14 protein-coding genes and 1 tRNA gene are annotated in these 21643 nt (G+C 41.5%); 2 read left to right on the top strand and 13 right to left on the bottom strand.

The window, feature by feature from the left end:
• Positions 1–21: 21 nt before the first annotated feature.
• Together PMEL_RS00935 and PMEL_RS00930 are read right to left on the bottom strand one after the other, a co-directional pair.
• Complete coding sequence (locus tag PMEL_RS00935) at positions 22–3207, bottom strand: SusC/RagA family TonB-linked outer membrane protein (protein ID WP_120173570.1); 3186 nt, start codon at positions 3205–3207, stop codon at positions 22–24.
• A gap of 999 nt (positions 3208–4206) precedes the next feature.
• Positions 4207–4809 carry a ribonuclease HII gene (locus PMEL_RS00930; protein WP_120173569.1) on the bottom strand — a complete coding sequence of 201 codons (603 nt, stop codon included), beginning with the start codon at positions 4807–4809 and terminating at the stop codon, positions 4207–4209.
• 168 nt (positions 4810–4977) lie between these two features.
• Here PMEL_RS00930 and PMEL_RS00925 point away from each other — a divergent pair, with 168 nt between their 5' ends.
• Complete coding sequence (locus PMEL_RS00925) at positions 4978–5259, top strand: hypothetical protein (protein WP_120173568.1); 282 nt, start codon at positions 4978–4980, stop codon at positions 5257–5259.
• 96 nt (positions 5260–5355) lie between these two features.
• On the opposite strand, the gene PMEL_RS00920 is transcribed toward PMEL_RS00925, so the two are convergent.
• The 9 genes from PMEL_RS00920 to PMEL_RS00880 all read right to left on the bottom strand — a co-directional run bounded on the left by PMEL_RS00920 (position 5356) and on the right by PMEL_RS00880 (position 18119).
• The gene (locus PMEL_RS00920; protein ID WP_120173567.1) at positions 5356–6573 is read right to left on the bottom strand and encodes an aminotransferase class V-fold PLP-dependent enzyme; all 1218 of its coding nucleotides are present in this window, start codon (positions 6571–6573) and stop codon (positions 5356–5358) included.
• A 58-nt stretch (positions 6574–6631) separates the two neighbouring features.
• Entirely contained in the window at positions 6632–7975 is a 1344-nt protein-coding gene (gene sufD, locus PMEL_RS00915; RefSeq protein ID WP_120173566.1) for a Fe-S cluster assembly protein SufD, read from the bottom strand.
• Between the two features lie 80 nt (positions 7976–8055).
• The gene (gene sufC, locus PMEL_RS00910) at positions 8056–8814 is read right to left on the bottom strand and encodes a Fe-S cluster assembly ATPase SufC (protein WP_120173565.1); all 759 of its coding nucleotides are present in this window, start codon (positions 8812–8814) and stop codon (positions 8056–8058) included.
• Between the two features lie 12 nt (positions 8815–8826).
• On the bottom strand, positions 8827–9186 hold the full coding sequence (locus tag PMEL_RS00905; protein WP_231999388.1) for a hypothetical protein: 360 nt from the start codon (positions 9184–9186) through the stop codon (positions 8827–8829).
• A gap of 63 nt (positions 9187–9249) precedes the next feature.
• Positions 9250–10695: a Fe-S cluster assembly protein SufB gene (sufB, locus tag PMEL_RS00900; RefSeq protein ID WP_120173563.1), complete on the bottom strand. Its 1446-nt coding sequence runs from the start codon at positions 10693–10695 to the stop codon at positions 9250–9252.
• A 350-nt stretch (positions 10696–11045) separates the two neighbouring features.
• Positions 11046–13898, bottom strand: a complete 2853-nt coding sequence (gene infB, locus PMEL_RS00895; protein WP_120173562.1) for a translation initiation factor IF-2 — start codon at positions 13896–13898, stop codon at positions 11046–11048.
• A 135-nt stretch (positions 13899–14033) separates the two neighbouring features.
• Positions 14034–15299 carry a transcription termination factor NusA gene (nusA, locus tag PMEL_RS00890; RefSeq protein ID WP_120173561.1) on the bottom strand — a complete coding sequence of 422 codons (1266 nt, stop codon included), beginning with the start codon at positions 15297–15299 and terminating at the stop codon, positions 14034–14036.
• 4 nt (positions 15300–15303) lie between these two features.
• Entirely contained in the window at positions 15304–15771 is a 468-nt protein-coding gene (gene rimP, locus PMEL_RS00885) for a ribosome assembly cofactor RimP (RefSeq protein WP_025836736.1), read from the bottom strand.
• A 599-nt stretch (positions 15772–16370) separates the two neighbouring features.
• A complete protein-coding gene (locus PMEL_RS00880) occupies positions 16371–18119 on the bottom strand; it encodes a S41 family peptidase (protein ID WP_120173560.1) in 1749 nt (582 codons plus the stop codon).
• Between the two features lie 196 nt (positions 18120–18315).
• Here PMEL_RS00880 and PMEL_RS00875 point away from each other — a divergent pair.
• A tRNA-Asn gene (locus tag PMEL_RS00875) sits at positions 18316–18389 on the top strand.
• Between the two features lie 210 nt (positions 18390–18599).
• Here the strand turns inward: PMEL_RS00875 and PMEL_RS00870 are convergent.
• Together PMEL_RS00870 and PMEL_RS00865 are read right to left on the bottom strand one after the other, a co-directional pair.
• Positions 18600–18968 carry a desulfoferrodoxin family protein gene (locus PMEL_RS00870; RefSeq protein ID WP_120173559.1) on the bottom strand — a complete coding sequence of 123 codons (369 nt, stop codon included), beginning with the start codon at positions 18966–18968 and terminating at the stop codon, positions 18600–18602.
• Between the two features lie 443 nt (positions 18969–19411).
• Complete coding sequence (locus PMEL_RS00865) at positions 19412–21439, bottom strand: alpha-amylase family glycosyl hydrolase (protein ID WP_120173558.1); 2028 nt, start codon at positions 21437–21439, stop codon at positions 19412–19414.
• Positions 21440–21643 lie beyond the last annotated feature (204 nt).

The following is a 21643-nucleotide window of genomic DNA, read 5'->3' as shown; positions in this document are numbered from 1 at the left end:
CGTTTTTTAAATTCTACAATATTAGAGATCCACTGTCAAACCGAAGTTGAACACACGTGCAGATACATAAGTATCGTCACTTCCACCAGCAAAACTATACTGTGGGTTCATACCCTTACGACCTGTGAGTGTGAAGAGATTCTCAACACCAGCCTTTACAGAAACACCACTAAGACCCCACTTTGTTACCAAAGCCTTTGGCAAACGATAAGTGAGCATAATATTCTTCATAATGAGATAAGAAGAACTTGTCAACCAACGGTCACTAATAGCATTATTATCATTGCTACCATTGAAATCAAGGATAGGTGTGCCATTAGGATCAATACGGTTAGGAGAAGTAGCTGTCATACCATTAGGGGCACCGCTCCAAGAGTTGAGCACGTCTCTATGAAGTGCTGCTGCAGTAGAAGCAGAAGCAGTAGACATCAATGTTCTATAAGAACCATCCATAGTCTTACCACCAAGGCTATAAGTCATCAACATTGTCAGACTCAAGTCCTTCCAACGAAGGTTAGAGCTAAATGATCCATAAACCGAAGGAAGTGCTGTACCAGCCCACTTACGGATTGCCTGAGAAGTAGATGTAGTGTACTTTGTTCCATTGATTTCAACGAGGTCACCTGCTGCAGAAGCAGCCGCCTCCTTTTTCGGATCAAGGTCATAGAGAGCCTTACCAGTCATCTGATCAACACCTACGAAGTGATAAGTGTACCACTCATAAGCAGAGTGTCCCTCAGAATAATTCTGCTGACCATGTAAGATATCTTCACCCTTAGGCAATTTGAGTACCTTATTCTTCAATGTAGTAGCATCGAATGAGAGGTTCCATGTCCAATCCTTAGAGCGTACGACATCACCACTCAACATAATCTCGAAACCACGGTTAGAGATAGTACCAATATTCTGATACTGTGTAAGGTTCTCAATAGCATCATTACCAAAGAATGAACCTGCTGACAATGGGAAACGAACCTCGAAGAGCAAATCCTTAGAACGCTTGTCGAAATAACCCAAGCTGAAGTTCAAACGATCAAAGAGCGTACCCTCAACGCCAAAGTCAAGTGTCTGAGTTGTCTCCCACTTCAAGTCGAGAGCAGCCAATTTCTGACGTACCAAAGCAGGGTTACCACCATTCTTAGTAATGTAATAAAGTGCCTGATAACCATAGAAATTAACAGCAGCATCGTTACCTACCTCACCGTATGAAGCACGAGCACGTAAAGCATCAACCCACTTTACTTTCTCCATGAACTTCTCTTTCTTGATATTCCAGTTTACACCAGCAGAGAAGAAGTTACCCCAACGCTTATCCTTGTGGAACTTAGAAGAACCATCACGACGAAGAGAGAAGTCAAAGAAGTATTTCTCATCAAAGTTGTAACGAAGACGACCAAGATAAGACTCAGTTCTATAATCCTCAAAATAGCCTTCTGTATCAGTATTTAATACGAAGTTACTCAGGGCGCGCAAGCCTGCAATAGCAGCATTCGTGTTCATGACACGTGCATACTTACGATTCCAGCTATAATTCTCATGACCGAGAAGAACATCAACATGGTGGAGATTAAAATTATGATCCCAATTCAAGAGTTCCTGTCCTGTATAAGAGATATACTGGTTAGCATACTCTGACAAACGACCGTTGTTAGAAGCACCATCACCAATAACAGGGTTGTTATAGGTCTGACGGTTTGTATTAGCATGGTTCAAGTTCACCTTTCCAGACAAAGAGAAACCGTATGGTAAAGTAATCTTTGTATAAATCAAACCGTCCAAAACGTTTCTACGCACGCGGTCCATGTCCATTGTCATCTCGTATGGGAGGTTACGGTTGCCAAGATACTCAGATGTGGTATCATACTGCTTATTACCATCTGCATCTAAAGCGTATGTACCATCAGCATTATGCAAATAAACAGGATAAACCGGAGCCATGTAACGAGTTATATAGAATGGGTTAGCATACATATTACCATTTGCATTTGAATTATAGCTTCTTACTGAAGAAGTACCAGAGAGGTTCAATCCTAACTCGAGCCACTTATTAGCATTATAATTCGTATTGATACGACCAGTAAAACGCTCATATCCAGAGTTCAATGTATAACCCTGCTCATTCAGATAACCAGCAGAAGAATAGATATTATACTTATCACTTGCTACAGCTGCAGAGAGGTTATACTCCTGACGGTGACCAGTACGCTCAACAGCCTTCTGCCAATCAAGGTCATCATAACCAGTGCGCATAGCAGCAGTCAACTTACCATTTGCATCAAAGAGAGCATCATCGGCTCCATTATAGATATTACGCTTCACATAATCAGGCACCAAGTGCTGCGTTGCATAAGTTCCAGCTGCAGCTTCTGTAGAAGCGATACCACCTGAGAGCGCATAATTCTTCATTGCTACCCAAGAAGCTTCCATCCATTCGTTAGCATTCAAACGATCATATTCTGCAATACCACGTCTGTAGAAACCTTGATCCATCTTCAAAGTAATATTTGGCTTAGTAGAGAACTTAGCCTTCTTTGTTGTAATCAAGACAACGCCATTAGCCGCACGGTTACCATAGAGAGCTGCAGAAGAAGCGTCCTTCAAGACAGACATAGACTCGATGTCGCTTGGATTTAACTCGGCAATATTGCCTTCAAATGGAGTACCATCAACAATATAAAGAGGCTGGTCTGCATCTTTAACCAATGTACCCACACCACGGATGTGAATCTTTGGTGTAGCACCAGGTTCACCATAAGAGTTATTTACCTGAACACCAGGGGCAGAACCTTCCAGCGCACCCGTTACAGTTGTACTGATACGATCGCCGATCTTCTTAGAGTCTACAACAGCTACAGAACCCGTAATTGATTGACGCTTAGCAGTACCATAGGCAACAATTACGACCTCTTCAAGATTCTTATCATCAGGTGCTAAGCTAACTTTCATGTTATTAGTTGCTGTAACTGTCTTTGTTTTCATTCCAACATAAGACACAACCAACTTAACACCTGCAGGTGCTGAGAGACGGAACTTACCATCAACATCTGTTACAGTACCCGTCTGTGTACCAGACACGAGGATAGACGCACCAACAACTGGCTGTCCATCATCTGTGGAGACTACAGTTCCGCTAATCTCTGTTTGCGCCAGCGCTGTTCCTAAACTTAGGAATAAGCCGACTAAAAACATCATTAGTCTTTTTTCCATAAATTCTCTCTTTAATTAATATAATAAATAAACTATTTCAGATTCAAACTATTAATACGTAAGGTATTACAAATTGCATACAATCATGGTACAGATATTTTTTAACACTTCACAAAGATAGTGCACCGCTTTTAAAGTTCCAAGTGGAAATGAAATTTTAATTAATATTTTCACATTTATTAATATTTTGATTTTACAAAACAATAGTTTAGTGCATGAAAATAAATTAATTATTACATATAATAGTACCAAAAACACCATATTGTAAGTCCAACACTTTTATTCCTTATTAAAACTTAAATTACAGTATAGTATAGAGAGATAAAGAAACTTTAGAGCCAAATCTAACTTTAAATCGTAATATTGATTATTAAGATTAATCCTATTAAACAATATCTCGCTATCTTTAGAAGAAGTAAATAACTTAACAAACATACTTAGTAACAATAAAATAAGTCTTTTCTGACAGTAAGTTACACACAAACAAATGACATATTACATAGTGTTTAGTACTCCGCACCATTGGTGCTAAGGCTTAACACAATTGGTGCTGAGCCTTAGCACCACATGTGCGAAATAACAACACATAACCAGAAAACGGAAAGAAAGACTCCTTATAGTATATTATAAGGTATAAAGAACAAATTTATCAGAGAATTGTTTACAAGACAACATAAACAATATATAAAATAAAAAGAACTTAACCTTACATTTACGCTGATAGAACCACATATAATGTAAAGTAATCCTATTAGAATGGTGTAAATAAAAGTCGCAACTCAATTCGTTGAGGAAAATGAAGTCTAAAACAGATGAATCTCAAATTGGAGCATTAAACAATACCTAATATAATATCATCTCTAAACCGATTTTAGGCTCTTATTAGAATCTTGTCTGTCTTTGTAACTTGATGTTAGTACACTATGTTAGCGTTACGATAACAGACAAGATGCTTGACAATACAACAAAATCAGTTTAGAAACATATACTCAATTAGGCTTAGAAGTCAAAAGAGAGCTGCCCATCACCCAAAAGGTTATAACTTTTGCGATGATAAGGTGTGATACCATGTTCACGAATAGCCTGACGATGCTTCTTCGTTGGATAACCCATATTGGACTGCCAGTCATACTGCGGATATTCCTCAGCCAAGGAGAGCATATAATCATCACGATAAGTCTTGGCAAGGATTGAGGCAGCTGCAATAGAAAGATACTTCCCATCTCCTTTAACTATGGTTGTTGAAGGTAGGTCTTGGTAAGGCTTAAAACGATTACCATCAACGATAACCGCTTCTGGACGTACCTTCAACTGGTCCAACGCTCGATGCATAGCCAAGAAAGAGGCGTTGAGAATATTTATCTTATCTATCTCTTCAGGCGTAACGATTCCCACCGACCACGCAATAGCATCTCGCTCAATTTCCTCACGAAGTGTATAACGTTTCTTAGCCGTCAGCTTCTTAGAGTCGTTTAACAACTCATTCTGATAATCGGGTGGTAGGATAACAGCTGCTGCATAGACACTTCCAGCAAGGCATCCTCTGCCCGCTTCATCGCAACCAGCCTCTATAAGGTCTTCATAATAATGACTTTTCAGCATGAGTAATAAGTTTTAAACGTTAAAGAACCTTTCAAATTAATCTTATATAACAAATATTTTTCTTAGAGTGAACATTCCTTGCACAAAGGAAAACTACTTTTGCATACGTAAACCAAAGGACGGTTCTACACCTTACTTATATATAGCAAACAATTAAAGACAAAGAATATGAAAAAGGAATTGATTCTCACAGAGCGTAACGCATCGTATAACGAGCTTAGTAGTTTCATCACAGACGCTGCTGCATGGTTCCAAACTCCAGTAGAGTGGCTCCGCAATTATTACAGCTCAGTCCTTGAACGAGAAGTGAGTAGCAAGCAGGCTTCGTATATCACACAAGCTCAGTTAGCTTTTATTCTAACCATATTTCCTATTGTTTCCTCATTGCTATTGCAGGGAGTGTTTCTTACTTGGTTTGCCTTCAGCCTCTATAAGTGTAAAAAGGGATGAGGTGTCTTTCCGTACGACCTTGTATATCTGCAAGAAAACAGGCGTTCATAAGCGTAATGAAACGCATATAAACGCCTGTTATCATTTCTTATAGCCTTAAAACATCATTGCTATACGCTTGATACCTGCTACCAAAGCATCTACTTCTTCGCGAGTGTTATACAAACCAAAGGAGGCACGAACAGTACCAAGGATGCCAAGCCGGTCCATCAAAGGCTGAGCACAATGATGACCTGTGCGGACAGCAATACCTAACTGATCGAGCAATGTACCGAGGTCCATGTGGTGAATATCACCGACATTGAAACTGATAACTGCATCTCCACAGTCATTATTATGTCCATAGATGTGCATACCTTCTATCTCACGAAGCTGCTGAAGCGCATAATGCGTAAGGTCTTGTTCGTGAGCAAGAATGTTATCCATCCCTAAGGAAGTAACATAATCGAGGGCGGTTGCAAGTCCGTGCGTAGCGATATAATCAGGAGTTCCTGCCTCAAACTTTAAAGGTGGACGCTCGAAGGTTGTCTTCTCAAAGCTGACACGCTCAATCATTTCACCACCACCTTGATACGGAGGTAGTCTATCGAGCCACTCTTCTTTACCATAGAGAACACCCACTCCCGTAGGTCCATATACCTTATGACCACTGAAAGCAAGGAAATCACAATCTAAGTCTTGCACGTCAACAGCAAAGTGAGGAACACTTTGTGCACCATCCACTACTACTGGTACTCCGTGTTCGTGGGCGATACGAATCATCTCCTTTACAGGGTTGACTGTTCCAAGGACATTACTTACCTGCGTTACACTAACAAGCTTTGTACGTTCGGTGAAGAGTTTTTCATATTCTTCGAGCTGAAGTTCGCCCTCATCAGTCATAGGAATAACCTTCAGTACAATCCCGTTACGCTGTTCCTGCAACTGCCAAGGAACGATGTTAGAATGATGTTCCATCGTTGAAACAATCACTTCATCACCCTCCTTCATGCAGCCTTCAACAAAACTAGAAGCAACGAGATTCAAACTCTCTGTTGTACCACGTGTGAAGACAATCTCAGTTGTTGAACGGGCATTGATAAACTTCCGTACAGTCTCTCGTGCAGCCTCGTGCAAATCAGTTGCCTGTTGCGACATCCAATGTACACCACGATGTACATTGGCGTTTACATTAAGGTATTCCTCCTGCATAGCATCCAACACACAAAGTGGCTTCTGTGTGGTAGCACCATTGTCAAGGTAAACCAGAGGCTTGCCATAGACGGTGCGAGAGAGAATTGGGAAATCTTCCCTGACTTTGTTTATATCGTACATCTTTTATTGGACTAATGGGCCATATTAAGCTAATTGGGCTAATAAGCCCAATGCCAAATTACTTACACAAATCGCAACCTTCACACTTATCAAGCTCACCACGGAAACGCTTCTCTACCAAATGGTGAAGACGTTCGCGCAATGGCTCAAGTTCCATCTTGTCGATTACCTCATTGATAAAGGCGAACTCAAGAAGAAGTTTTGCTTCCTTCTTATCGATACCACGCTGCTGCATATAGAAGAGTGCAGCATCATTGAGTTGTCCAACCGTTGAACCATGATTACACTGAACATCATCAGCATAAATCTCAAGCATTGGCTGGGTAAACATACGGGCAGTCTTGCTGCCGCAGAGGTTGCGGTTGTTCATCTGTGAGAGGGTCTTCTGTGCATCCTTGCGAACAAGAACACGACCTGCAAAAGCACCAACAGCATTCTCGTCAAGTACATACTTATAAAGTTCCGAACTTGTGCAATGAGGTACCTGATGATCAATAACCGTATTGTTGTCAACATGCTGGTTCTTGTCAGCTATCACACAACCATTACAGAAACACTCGCTACCCTCACCCTTAAATACAAGGTCGAGCATATTACGAGTAACACCATTATGCAATGTAATGACATTGTGGCTTACACGTGAATCACGCTGTTGTTCAATATAAACATTTGATACACGTACGTTCTTTGCATGAGTTTCTTCAAGACAGTTGAGTTCAAGATTTGCATTTGCACCTACGTAGGCTTCGATTACCTGTGTAGCAAGGAAGTTACGATCGTCTGCTGCATGATCACAGAAGAGGAACTGTGCCTTAGCACCTTCTTCAAGAACAATGAGTACTCGACGGTTGACCATCAAGTCTACATCTGAACGAAGAATATTGATTACTTGTATGGTACGTTCAAGTTGTACATTCTTAGGCACATAAATGAAAAGTCCATCCTGTGCAAGCATTGTATTTAAAGCAGTAATAGCATCTGCCTCAGTATTGGCAAGACGACCATAGTACTTCTCAACCAATTCTGGGCGTTCTGTTGCTATACGATTTAAACTGTCAACAATGACACCTTCACTCAGTTTTGCCTTAGGAAGAATCTTGCTATAGAACTGATCATTGACTACGAAGTAAAGAGAAGTGCTAAGATTTGGCACATCGCATTTGAAGGTCTCGTATGGATTAACAGGAATCTCAAGACGGTTGAGATTCAATCCATAGTCTGGCTCAAAGAGCTTCTGCATATCCGTGTACTTATAGCGTTCCACCTTCTTGGTTGGAAAGCCCTGCCGACGGAAGTCTTCAAAAGCCTTATCACGTACCTCATTGAGCACAGGTGCAGCATGCTGTTTAATGAGTTGCTGCGCCTCTGTGTAGAGGTCTATATATTGTTTTTCGCTTTGCATTGTAATTTCTTTTTGGAGGTTTTATCTAAAGAATAGCGGATTAGAGGTTATAGAAAAACTAAACTCTCTAAAGCCAGCCATTAATCCTCTGCCTCAACCTCTTCCTTAATCCAATCGTAACCGCGTGTCTCAATCTCCTTAGCAAGTTCTGGACCTGCAGTCTTCACGATACGACCCTTATAAAGTACATGAATAACATCTGGCTTAATCATCTCCAAGAGACGCTCATAGTGCGTGATAACAATAGCTGATGTCTTTTCATTGTGCATCTTGTTTACACCCTCAGCCACGATACGCATAGCGTCAACGTCAAGACCAGAGTCCGTCTCATCAAGAATACTGAGCTTTGGCTCCAACATTGCCATCTGGAAAATCTCGTTACGTTTCTTCTCACCACCAGAGAAGCCTTCGTTTACACTACGACGAGAGAGTGTTGAATCCATACCAACCAACTGGCGTTTCTCACGCATAAGTGCCATAAACTCTGCAGCCTTCATTGGCTCTAATCCTTCATAGGCACGCTTTGCATTGATAGCAGCCTTCATAAAGTTAGTCATACTTACACCAGGTATCTCTACTGGATACTGGAAAGATAAGAAGAGTCCCTCATGTGAACGGTCCTCAGGCTTCATCTCCAAGAGGTTCTTGCCATTGAAAAGAGCCATACCATCCGTTACCTCATAGAGAGGATTACCTGTAAGCACTGCGCTGAGCGTAGACTTACCAGAGCCATTAGGACCCATAATAGCATGAATCTCACCATCTTTAATTGTGAGGTTGATGCCTCTTAATATTTCTTTACCTGCGATGGTTGCATGCAGGTTTCTTACTTCTAACATATTATCTTTGCTTTATTTATTCTTGACTAAAAATATATTAACGAAATCTAACAACATATCGAATACGAAATCAGAGGTATGATACTCACCACGAGCCATCTTCCCTGTTTTTTCTTGCTCTCTCTGCTCTTCAAAAAGCGATGGCGAAGAGTCATTATAACCAAAGAAGGACTTTGATTTCTTCTTATAAGGACGAATATCCTTTATAAAAGCAGACCCCGTTACTGTACGAAAGAGACGAGGGTCATAAGGCGTTGGTTCAACGACATTGCCCATTACTGAATGACAACTACTTATTGACTCCTTTTTTACTTGTTCACCAATAAGATACTTCTGCCACGGCTTTGGTTGCCATGACTGGGCTTGAAGCATTATTGTTAGCAGCAAGCCAGACATTATAAGTATGACCCTTTGCATATTCCGTGTTTAGTTATATTACCCTACTGTTCCTTCCAACGTTACTGAGAGAAGTTTCTGAGCTTCAACAGCAAACTCCATTGGAAGCTTATTGAGTACATCCTTAGCATATCCATTAACTATCAAACCAACTGCATCTTCAGTAGGAATACCACGCTGATTGCAATAGAAAAGCTGATCTTCACTGATCTTAGAAGTAGTAGCTTCATGCTCAACAATAGCCGTATCATTATGGATATCCATATAAGGGAAGGTGTGAGCACCACAGTCTGAACCTAAGAGAAGAGAGTCACAACTTGAATAGTTGCGAGCATTCTCGGCATTCGCTGTTGCACGTACCAGACCACGATAAGAGTTCTGGCTATGACCAGCAGAAATTCCCTTAGAGATGATTGTACTCTTAGTATTCTTACCCATGTGAATCATCTTCGTACCTGTATCAGCCTCTTGATAGTTGTTTGTTACAGCAACAGAATAGAACTCTGCCTGCGAGTTATCACCCTTCAATACACAAGAAGGATACTTCCATGTGATAGCCGAACCTGTCTCTACCTGTGTCCATGACAGCTTAGAGTTTACACCACGAAGCTCACCACGCTTTGTAACAAGGTTCAAGACACCACCCTTACCGTTCTCATCACCAGGATACCAGTTCTGAACAGTGGAATACTTCACCTCAGCATTGTTCATCACAACGATTTCTACGACTGCTGCATGCAACTGATTCTCATCACGCATAGGAGCGGTACAGCCTTCAAGATAGCTAACGTATGAGTCATCATCAGCAACAATCAGTGTACGTTCAAACTGACCTGTATTAACCGCATTAATACGGAAATACGAACTAAGTTCCATTGGACAACGTACTCCCTTAGGAATATATACAAAGGAACCATCACTGAAGACCGCAGAGTTGAGTGCTGCAGAATAGTTATCACGATAAGGAACAACACTTCCAAGATACTTACGTATCAAATCAGGATGCTCCTGAACTGCCTCACCAATAGAGCAGAAGATAATACCCTTCTCAGCCAACTGCTTCTTAAAGGTAGTCTTCACTGACACTGAGTCCATAATGGCATCGACTGCCGTACCACTCAAAGCAAGACGCTCTTCCAATGGAATACCTAACTTATCAAAAGTCTTAGCTAACTCTGGATCAATCTCCTTGTTCTTAGGCTTCTTCGCCAATGGATCAGCATAATAGGAGATATCCTGCAGATGTAACTCTGGCAAATGCAAGTGTCCCCAAGTTGGTATGGGGAGTGTCTGCCAGTAACGGAAAGCCTTCAAACGAAAATCGAGGAGCCATTCTGGTTCCCCTTTCTTCTGCGAAATAAGTCGAACGACATCTTCGTTCAGACCCTTCGGAATGACCTCCGTATGTACATCAGTCGTAAAGCCGAACTCATACTTCTGCTCTGCGACCTTCTTTACAAATTCATTATTCTTGTTCTCAGACATTTGTTTTTTGTGATTAAAGAGAAGAAGGTTACTTAAGAATTAGAGAAATTAGAGGGAGTTAGACGACTTAAAGTCAATACTTTCATTTACTGTATATCTTTTCATCTCTAACGTTTAGCCCATCCAAATACACTCTTTATCTTTCCTATACCTATTGTTTGATTCATTTAAACCTATCGTTTCTATTCATCCAACAATAAGTTCTTAGTTCCCACCGTCTCTATTCTCAATACTTATATACACTCTATGAACATACAATATATATGCCACAAAGACCAATGGCAACATTTGTTACCATGAAAAAAACCGCCTTTACCCCTTTGATGGAGAAAAGACGGTTTTTTATATTATTACAATTTCTGTTCAACCTCAATCTCCGTGAAGGTCTCGATGATATCACCTACCTGCAAATCATTGTAATTGACAAGTGAGATACCACATTCAAGCCCTGTAGCGACCTCCTTCACATCGTCCTTATAACGCTTCAGAGCATCAATAGGAGCTGTATGGATTACGATACCATCACGGACTACGCGACCCTTATCCTTGCTGTGAACCTTACCTTCAGTAACCATACCACCAGCAACAGTTCCAACCTTGGAAATCTTGAAGACTTGCTTAACCTCGAACTGACCAGTGACAATCTCCTTCTTCACCTTGTCAAGCATACCTACCATCGTAGACTTAACGTCGTCAATAGCATCGTAGATGACAGAGTAAGTATTGATTTCTACACCCTCACGGTCAGCCAAGCGACGTGCATCAGCAGAAGGACGAACCTGGAAACCGACGATGACAGCATCAGAAGCAGATGCCAACATAACGTCGTTCTCAGAAATCTGACCTACAGCCTTACTGATAACGTTAACATTAACCTTCTCAGTTGACAGCTTGATGAATGAGTCAGACAAAGCCTCGATAGAACCATCAGTATCACCCTTCACAATGATATTCATCTCATGGAACTCACCACGAGCAATTCGGTGAGAGATATCAGACAGGGTAAGACGAGTCTGTGTACGCAAGCCCTGCTCACGCTGCAACTGTTCACGCTTATTAGCAATCTCACGCGCTTCCTGCTCTGTATCCATCACGTGGAAGGTATCACCAGCTGTTGGCGCACCATTCAAACCGAGGATGATTGCAGGCTCTGCTGGTCCAGCACTCTCAATACGCTGATTACGCTCATTGAACATAGCCTTAATACGACCCCATGAAGTACCAGCGATAACATTATCACCAATCTTCAATGTACCATTAGATACAAGAACCGTACTTACATAACCACGACCCTTATCAAGTGAAGACTCAATGATAGTACCTGTAGCCTTACGGTTAGGGTTAGCTTTGAGATCCATCATATCAGCCTCAAGAAGAACTTTATCAAGAAGTTCGTTCACTCCGACACCCTTCTTAGCACTGATTTCCTGACACTGATACTTACCACCCCACTCTTCAACGAGCAGATTCATCTGTGACAAGTCTTCACGAATCTTATCTGGGTTAGCTCCTGGCTTATCAATCTTATTGATTGCAAAGACCATTGGAACACCTGCTGCCTGTGCATGAGCAATCGCCTCCTTGGTAGTAGGCATTACAGAGTCGTCTGCAGCAATGATGATAATCACAATATCAGTAACCTGTGCACCACGAGCACGCATAGCAGTAAATGCTTCGTGACCTGGAGTATCAAGGAAGGTAACCTTGCGTCCATTCTCAAGTGTCACACCATAAGCACCGATGTGCTGGGTAATACCACCCGCCTCACCAGCAATCACGTTCGTATTGCGGATATGGTCGAGCAAAGAAGTCTTACCGTGGTCAACATGACCCATGACTGTCACGATTGGAGCACGTGATACGAGATCGTTCTCATCATCCTCCTCTTCACTAACAGCTTCCTGTACTTCAGCACTAACATACTCTGTCTTGAAGTCGAACTCATCAGCAACAAGGTTGATAGTCTCTGCATCAAGACGCTGGTTGATAGACACCATGATACCGACAGACATCAAGGTTGAGATGACATTTGTTACAGGAACATTCATCATTGTTGCCAACTCTGAAACAGTAACAAACTCTGTCAACTTCAATATCTTACTTTCCTTGCGCTCTGCCTTAGCCTCTGCATTCAGACGCTCTTGAACAGCATCACGCTTTTCCTTACGGTATTTAGCACCCTTCTTATTCTGACTCTTGCTTGTCAAACGAGCAAGTGTCTCCTTTACCTGGCGTGCTACAGCCTCATCATCAACCTCTAAAGGCTTCTGATTACGATTGCGGTTCTTCTTACCCGCATTCTTGTTGCCACCGCCATTGTTGTTATTGTTTTTCTTACCATTCTGGTTCTGTTGCTGATTAGCGGCAGCATTGATATCAACACGTTCCTTGTTAATACGAACGCGTTTCTTCTTGCCCTGACCATTACCCTGACCAGCTTTCTCTTCACGCTCTTTACGGCGCTCCTCCTTACTCTTCTTCTTAGGGCGGGTACTCTGGTTCAAAGTGCTGAGATCAATCTTACCCAAGACATTCACCTTAGGTGTATTCAAGATTTTCTTCTCATTCTTGGTCATGAACAAGCCATTATCTTCCTTCTCCTCTACAGCAGTAGGTTCTGCTGGTGCATTAGTAGTAGCAGGCTCAATCTTTTTTTCAGTCTTTACCTCAACCGCAGCTGCTGGAGTTTCTTGCTTTACAGGCTCAACCTTTGCCTCAACAGGCTTCTCAACCTTTGGAGCTACAGGCTTAACCTCTTCATTACTTGCTGCATGCTTCTTGCTTGCATCATGCTTCTCTACCTTTTTCTTCTCCTCTGCAGGTTTAACGGCAGCTGCAGCTGGAGTTTCTTTCTTCTCAGCAGGAGCAACAGCTTTCTTTGCAGCTGGCTTATTCAGCTGATCAAGATCAATCTTTCCGACTGGTTTATACTGCTGACGCTCAGCCTTCAAGACAGCCTCACCCTTATGTTCTGCAGAACTTTTCTTCTCTTTAGTTTTCTTCTGCAAGAGCTTTGCTGCGTCCTTCTTTACCTCCTTATCATTATTGAAGGCACCTACGAGAGCGTTATACTGACCCTCGCTTAGCTTAAAGTTAAGTTCGTTTTTCACTTCGCCTAACTCTGGCTTCTTCTCTAAGAACTCCACTGCCGTTTGGAGTCCTATATTTAATTCACGAATTGCTTTGTTTAATCTGATGCTCATTAACTTTATTTTTCGGTGTAGGGTGTTGGTTGTTGATATGCCTTTTGGTAGAGAGGGGTTCCGAACATGGAGTTGCTGAATAGTCACACCCGTTAGCTTTCAGTCAACAGCCATCACCCACCAACCAATCACCTTTTACTGTTCAAACTCTGATTTCAATACGTTCAACACGCTATCAACGGTCTCTACCTCCAAGTCTGCCTTTTCAATCAGCATCTCACGTGGAGCGTTGAGTACCTGGCGTGCTGTATCGAGTCCGATACCCTTAATGGCATCGATAACCCACTGGTCGATTTCATCAGAGAACTCGTCCAAGTAAATATCCTCCTCTGCACTCTGCTCGTCAAGTTCACGGAATACGTCAATGGTATAACCTGTCAGCATACTTGCCAACTTGATATTCATACCGCCACGACCAATCGCAAGACTAACTTCCTCTGGCTGCAAGTAAACCTCGGCCTTCTTATTCTCCTCATCAACTGTAAGGCTGCTTACCTTTGCAGGAGCGAGTGCACGCTGAATAAAGAGTTTAGTATTTGCTGTCCAGTTGATAACGTCGAGGTTCTCGTTGCAAAGTTCACGGACAATACCATGAACACGGCTACCACGTACACCAACACAAGCTCCAACTGGGTCGATACGCTCATCAAAGCTCTCAACAGCAATCTTAGCACGCTCACCTGGCATACGAGCAATCTTACGAATAGCAATCAAACCATCGTTGATTTCTGGCACCTCAGCCTCAAGCAGACGCTCAAGGAACTCAGGAGCAGTACGTGAAAGAATAATCTTAGGATTGTTATTCTCGTTATCAACACGATGAATCACCGCACGAACAGTCTCGCCTTTACGATACTGATCACGTGGAATCTGCTCGCCCTTAGGGAGAATCAACTCGTTATTCTCATCGTCAACAAGAAGAACCTCGCGCTTCCAAGTCTGATAAACCTCACCAGAGATAATCTGACCAACACGATCCTTATACTTGTTATACAAAGAGTCATGCTCCAGCTCAAGAATCTTAGAAGCCAAAGTCTGACGAAGGTTCAAGATAGCACGGCGGCCGAACTTATTAAAGTCTACCTCCTCACTAACATCCTCACCTACCTCATAGTCTGACTCAATCTTACGTGCATCTGTAAGGCTAATTTCTTTATTCTCATCCTCAACCTCGCCATCAGCCACAACCACACGGTTACGGTGAATCTCGAAGTCACCCTTATCAGGGTTTACAATCACGTCGAAGTTTTCGTCACTACCGAAAATCTTAGCGAGTACATTACGGAAGCTCTCCTCCAAAACGCTCACCAATGTAGTACGATCGATGCTCTTGGTGTCTTTAAACTCCTTGAAGGTCTCGATCATATTCGGACGTTCTTCTTCTATTTTTCTTGCTGCCATAGCTTTACTTGAAACTAATTATGTATTTTGTATATTTTACTTCATCCATCTTGTACGCATGGTCTACGTCCATCTTCACTGGACGTTTCTTACCTTCCACTTGTACCTTCTCATTGACTGCCACAACAAAGTCGTTACCATCAACGCTCTTTAACACGCCTTTGACTTTCTTTCCGTCCTTACCGAGCACCTCAACTTCCTTCCCTATGAAGTTCTGATACTGCTGAGGAACCTTAAATGGCTGTCCCAATCCTGCAGAGCCTACCTCAAGTTCGTAATCTTCCTCATCACGTGAAAGACGATCTTCGATATACTTGCTCAACTCTACACAATCTTCAATCCATACACCATCGGCATGGTCAATCTCAACGACAATCTTATCGTCAGAACTGATTTGAATGTCAACCAGGAAGTATTCCTTACCTTCCAGCCACTCGTCAACGAGACTTTTTACAACGTTTTTATCTATCATAAGTGTTTTAATATGAAAAATGAGGGACTATTAAAAGCCCCTCATTCCTCTGAACGTTTGCAAAGTTACGAATATTTTCTCCACACACCAAATGTTTTACGGCTTTTTTATCAGTACGTAAATGATTTAAAGGGAAGCCTTCACATAATTATTTTCTCGCGTTATAAGAAGCAAGCACCATTTTCATTAGCCCGAAGAAGCTTACCAAAATCAAAATCCTTTCGAGAACATAAATATTTATTTTCACGAAGAGAAATATTTTTCTTCATGAACAAAAATATTTTTTTTCATGAAAATAATTCGACAATCGTACTCTTTGAACATTCAAACAGCTAAATACATCCCATTTACCTTTGGTTTTACAACACTTTTTTTACAGTAAATTACTCTCCACTCTACTATACACAGCATCATATTTAACCCTCAACACCAACGGTGTTTACCAACAGCATCACACGTACCAAACACCAACACAACAACAGAAAACAGAGATATATTTACAAGACCGCACTAACAAAAAACCGAAACCATATTAATGAATTAGGGCTTATAGGTTCCAAACAAACCTATAAGCCCTAATTCATTCTATAAAGTTCCCTTTATTTCGCCTTTGGCTTCTTCTTATTATCAACAGCTACATTGCTTGCTGGTTCGAGCTTAACTAATGGCTGACCAACAACAGGCTGCAAGAGTTTCTTATACTCTGCTGGATTCTGCAAGATTTCCACAGCCTTCTTCCACTGCTTATCAAATTGTAGACTATTCTCTAAGGAGCCTTTCTGGTAATAATAAGCTGAAACGAGGTCACTCGTCAACACTTTTTTCAGTGTCTGCTTGTTATAATCAAGGTCTTTAGCAAGATTATGATTCAACTTTTTCTCCAAAGCTTCAAACTCTGGTTTTGCTTCGTCATAATAGCCTTCAAACTTAGCCAACTTAACAAGGTTCTCCAAGTATTTCTTACTCTCACGGTCATACTTGAAACCACTCTTCAGCACAGCCTGCTTGAAATCCTCAAAATCAGCATCTGAAATAACAAATGTCTTTGCAGGACCAATCGTAGGATGCTTCTTTAAATACTGCAATTCCCAGTTCCACATCACCTCCGTTGAATCACGACCAGAGGAAGCAAGATAGAAAGCGATGTTTGGCAAAGAGTCAGGACGTACCTCAACATCTGGCTTAATACCACCACCATCACGCACTACACGTCCATTTGCAGTATGGAAAACACGTGTCAGTGAATCAGGAACATGCTCAGTATATCCACCATTGCCATGCTTATAGTTGATAGCTTGTATACAACGTCCGCTCGGAATATAATACTTACTTGACGTGAGTTTTAAATTTCCATTATAAGGAAGGTCCATTGACACCTGTACAAGTCCCTTACCGTATGTACGTGTACCAAGAACTACCGCACGATCAAGGTCCTGCAAACTACCACTGGTAATCTCACTGGCACTGGCAGACTCGTCATTCACCAACACAACGATTGGCATGAGGGTATCGATTGGTTCAACAGTTGTCTTATATTCATTGTTTGCACGATCCATCTTACCCACTGTCTTCACGAGTGTAATACCCTTCGGTACAAACATATTTACAATATTAACTGCTTCCTGCAAACTACCACCACCATTATTACGGAGGTCAAAAACAAGTGAAGTCATCCCCTGTTTCTTCATATCAAGGAAGGCACGACGTACGTCCTTAGCACAACCCGTTGTGAAAGAGTTAAGATTCAAATATCCAACTCCACCATCCTGCACACCATAATAAGGTACAGCAGGGAGCTGAATAGATCGACGGGTAATCTTAAATTTCATCTTCTTATTCACTGACGGACGCTGAACAGTCAAAATAAAGGTTGTTCCAGCATCGCCACGCAAATGATTGCTGACGTAGGCAACATCCTTACCCACCATCGACGAATCGCCAATAGCAAGGATAACGTCACCTTTCTTCAATCCAACTTCCGCAGCAGGCATATTCTCGTATGGCTCATCTATCACCGTATTCTTCAATAAGAAATTATAACGAATCAATGCGCCAACACCTGCATACTTACCCGAAATCATCAAGTCGAGGTCTTTCACCTTCTCCTCAGGATAATAAACCGTGTAAGGATCGAGCGAACGAAGCATATAATTGATACCCGTTCCGATTACTTCGTCGGCATTAAGGCTATCAACATACATCAAGTCAAGGTACTTGTAAATAGCCGAAAAAGTCTCAAGATTCTTTGCAACCTTAAAGTTATGATCCTTTTCTGCTGTGCTTTGTGCCATAACAGACCCACTGAAAGTTAGCAACCAGAGTCCGAAAGCCAAAAACAATTTTCTCATTATATATTATATCTGTTTGTTGTTTAATGTTCTTATAACGGGACAAAAGTACATTATTATAATGGAAAACACGCCTTAATAACAACGAAAATAAAGAAAATTACGATTTTCTTGAAATTTTCTTCAAAAACATTTGGTAGTTTCAAAGAAACATACTACCTTTGCAACCGCTTACAAGAAATAAGCAATACAAACTGCTTCAGTAGCTCAGTTGGTTAGAGCACCTGACTGTTAATCAGGGGGTCGTTGGTTCAAGCCCATCCTGGAGCGCATCAAAAGGAATTACGAAAGTAATTCCTTTTTTTGTTTTATAACTTTCAAGAGCTTTTGAGAAGATTATTAGCCTAATTAGGCTAATAAGGCTAATAAGCCCAACATAATAAAAGAATAATAGGAAAAAGGAAAAGAAAAAAGGTGTATGACCTCCTTTTTAAGAAGAATCATACACCCACTATTATATGTAAGTATGAAAAGTTACTCTTACTTTGAACGCCAAAGACCGTGAAGATTGCAGTACTCACGTGCATAAACCTCAGTTGCATCAGTCTTAAACTCAGCTACTGGACGGTCTGTTGGTTCAAGATACTTGCGGAGAACCTCGTTGTTGTTAGTTACCAACTCAATCCAAAGGATAGAGTGAGCCTCTGTCATTGGGTGCTCAACCTCACCAACAGTTACGCGGTAACCACCTTCAATCTTCTCAACAACTGGTACGTGCTTCTCGGTAGCAGCATCAGTAGTATTCTCAACTACATGCTCCATACCAGCAACACCACACTCACCGCCTACTAATACTTCAACGATCTGACCACTCTCTGAACACTTATATACTTCGTTTCTCTTTGCCATAATAAATTATTTCTTTAATGTTATGTCTGCAAAGATATATCTATTTTCCGAGAGAAACAAAAGTTAGCCTTGTAAATATTACAAGTTTTACATTATTTAAGACTTTGTTTATAATAGTGATTGCTATTCAATTACATCTCTTTTTACCCTGATATCATTCAAAAAGCCTTGCCTACTCCACCCTATTCCACCATCTTTTACCATCGTAATGATGCCTAACACCAATGGTGCGAACTATGAGCACATCATGTGCGGAGGGCCAAACACAATACAAGTCATTGTATAAATAAGCACAATATAACCTTAGCAAAGACTTATAAAATAAAAAGTAAGCCCCCTTAATTTAATAAGAAGACTTACTTTCTCAATGTCACTACGTATCTAAACAAAAGAGATTACGTAAGAAAGAGTATGCTATTTTTCTTTTTATCTGGTAGCTTTTCTTATTTTACAACAATCTTCTTGCCTGCATGAATATAAACTCCACGCTGCGTAGGCGTTCCAGTGAGTCGCTGACCAGAGAGCGTATAGTAATATTTATCAGCCTTACTCTGTTGAGCATCAGTTTCAACTCCCCCAATACCAGTGACCACACTCGTCACATTATTGACTGTAAACTTACCGTTATCCTTTGTTGATGCGACTTCAAAATAAGACGTTTTCTTCACACGTTCGATATCCACAGTCTGATTAGCACTGGCATTTGAAGCCGTACCAATATTAAACACAAAGTTCACATAGTCATCTGCTTTCGTGAGCGTATAGTCCTTATAGAACCAAGTTTTACCATTCAGGATTGTCTTTGAAGTAACCTTATCTCCCGGCCATGACGTTGCTGTGTGCGTACCACCCCATGAATGATAATTCACGTATGAGTTCCAACCCACCTGATCAGTATTCACATAGACACGGATTATCTCTGGCGTGTAAGGAGCAGTAGCAGCTATCTTATAGCTGCGCGTGATAACCTTACCCACAACACCACCTGCCAACAATGCCACCTTCAAGGTTGTTTCGCCCTCAGGGAGAGTTATCTCCGTTCCAGAAGCCACCTGTACGCTGCTTGCTGTTGGTGTTGCACCATTCGTTGTATAAACAAGTTTAGCTCCCGCATTGGCAGACACGGCAGTTAGTTTTACCTTTAAATTATCCCCTTCATACGCTCCACTTGCCTTATCAGCCCAAGGGGTCTCAGCATCATTAGTCAAATAATAAGCGTAATGATAACCACTCAAGAGCTTTGTATAACGTGAAGTAGGAACTATTAGTTGGTTAGCATTACTACCCACAACGACCAATAGATTTCCGTTCGTACCCGTAACAACATTCGCATAATAGCCAGTAGAAGAACGATAGTTCTGATAACTGCTCGTATTCGTTACACCAGCCAACTTACGGGCATCAATCATTGCCTTTATTTCCTTTGGATAAGCGAGGTAATGAGTATAGAAAACACAAGGAGTTCCAGGCATTGCCAACAAGTAAGCATTGGCTGCTAACGTATCCTTACGGATAGGATCTGGAGTGTAACCGCTCGTTGTTCCTCTGTCTTGAACATCGTGATTCTCAACGAAGGTAACGGCATACTGCTTATAAGCTCCATTATCAACATTGATTCCTGTTGTTCTCGATCCGTTAAGCACACTCCAATTATTCTGATTGATAGCATCACGAACGGTATAGCGGAAAGCAAAGTCAAAGGCTGCACTACGTTTTCCTGTGCCATCAATCCACGCCTTTACAGTATTCGCATTGCCATCCCAAAACTCGCCAACAGAGTAAGTAACGTTAGCCGCTGTATTATAATTACCAACATGAGAAGCAGCAAATCCCTTCACCATATCATAACGGAAACCAGCATAACCAAGGTCGTTTAGCAAGTAGTTTTCGTATGCTTTCACTATCTTCTGTACGTTACTACTCTTATGATCAAGGTCGCGCATACCGCCCCAACCTTCTCCATCGTCATTGTTCAGACTAAGTTGAGCACCCGTTTTTCTTGCTTCTGTAGCAGCCGCTCCACCGTCATCGTCAGCACAAACATCCGTAGAAAGGTTTTGATAAGTTACTCCCTTATAAACTTCTGCAGGGAAACCAAACCATCCATTATTCGTTCCATGGTGATTGATAACCACATCGGCAATCGTACCAATCTGCTTGTTCTTAAAGGTAGTAATCATACTCCTCAACTCCGCCTCAGTACCGAACGATGAGTTCTGATTGAAGTAATAGAGTGGATCATAACCCATTGACTTCGTTGCGGCAGCCTTACCACTCTGTGGAACCCATACAAGATCGAAGTAACCAGAGAAGTCATTTGCCTTCTTCTCCAATACAATCCACTGCGAATCATCAAATGAATCCCAATAAAAACCTTGTAGCATTACGCCACCATAACCAGCAGGCCAACCCTGTGCCAGCGTGCAAAGGGAGAGTCCTAAGGCATATAAAAATGCGAGTTTACGTTTCATATAGATTTCTTTTTTAGTCTTTTATAGTCTATGTCTACAAAGATAGTAATTTACCAAACACAATATCCGCAAACAACTGGGTACCTGAGTATTTTAGGATGCAATCGTTTGCACTTTCAAGAACAAAAAGTTAAGCCCCTGATATACAACTTTTCTCTCCTCAAAAGCAATCAAAAAGAAAGAGTGTGTCGAACAATCCTTCGG

It is taken from the genome of Prevotella melaninogenica (genome assembly GCF_003609775.1).
Taxonomy (GTDB): domain Bacteria; phylum Bacteroidota; class Bacteroidia; order Bacteroidales; family Bacteroidaceae; genus Prevotella; species Prevotella melaninogenica_A.
This window is presented reverse-complemented; position numbering and strand designations above follow the sequence as displayed.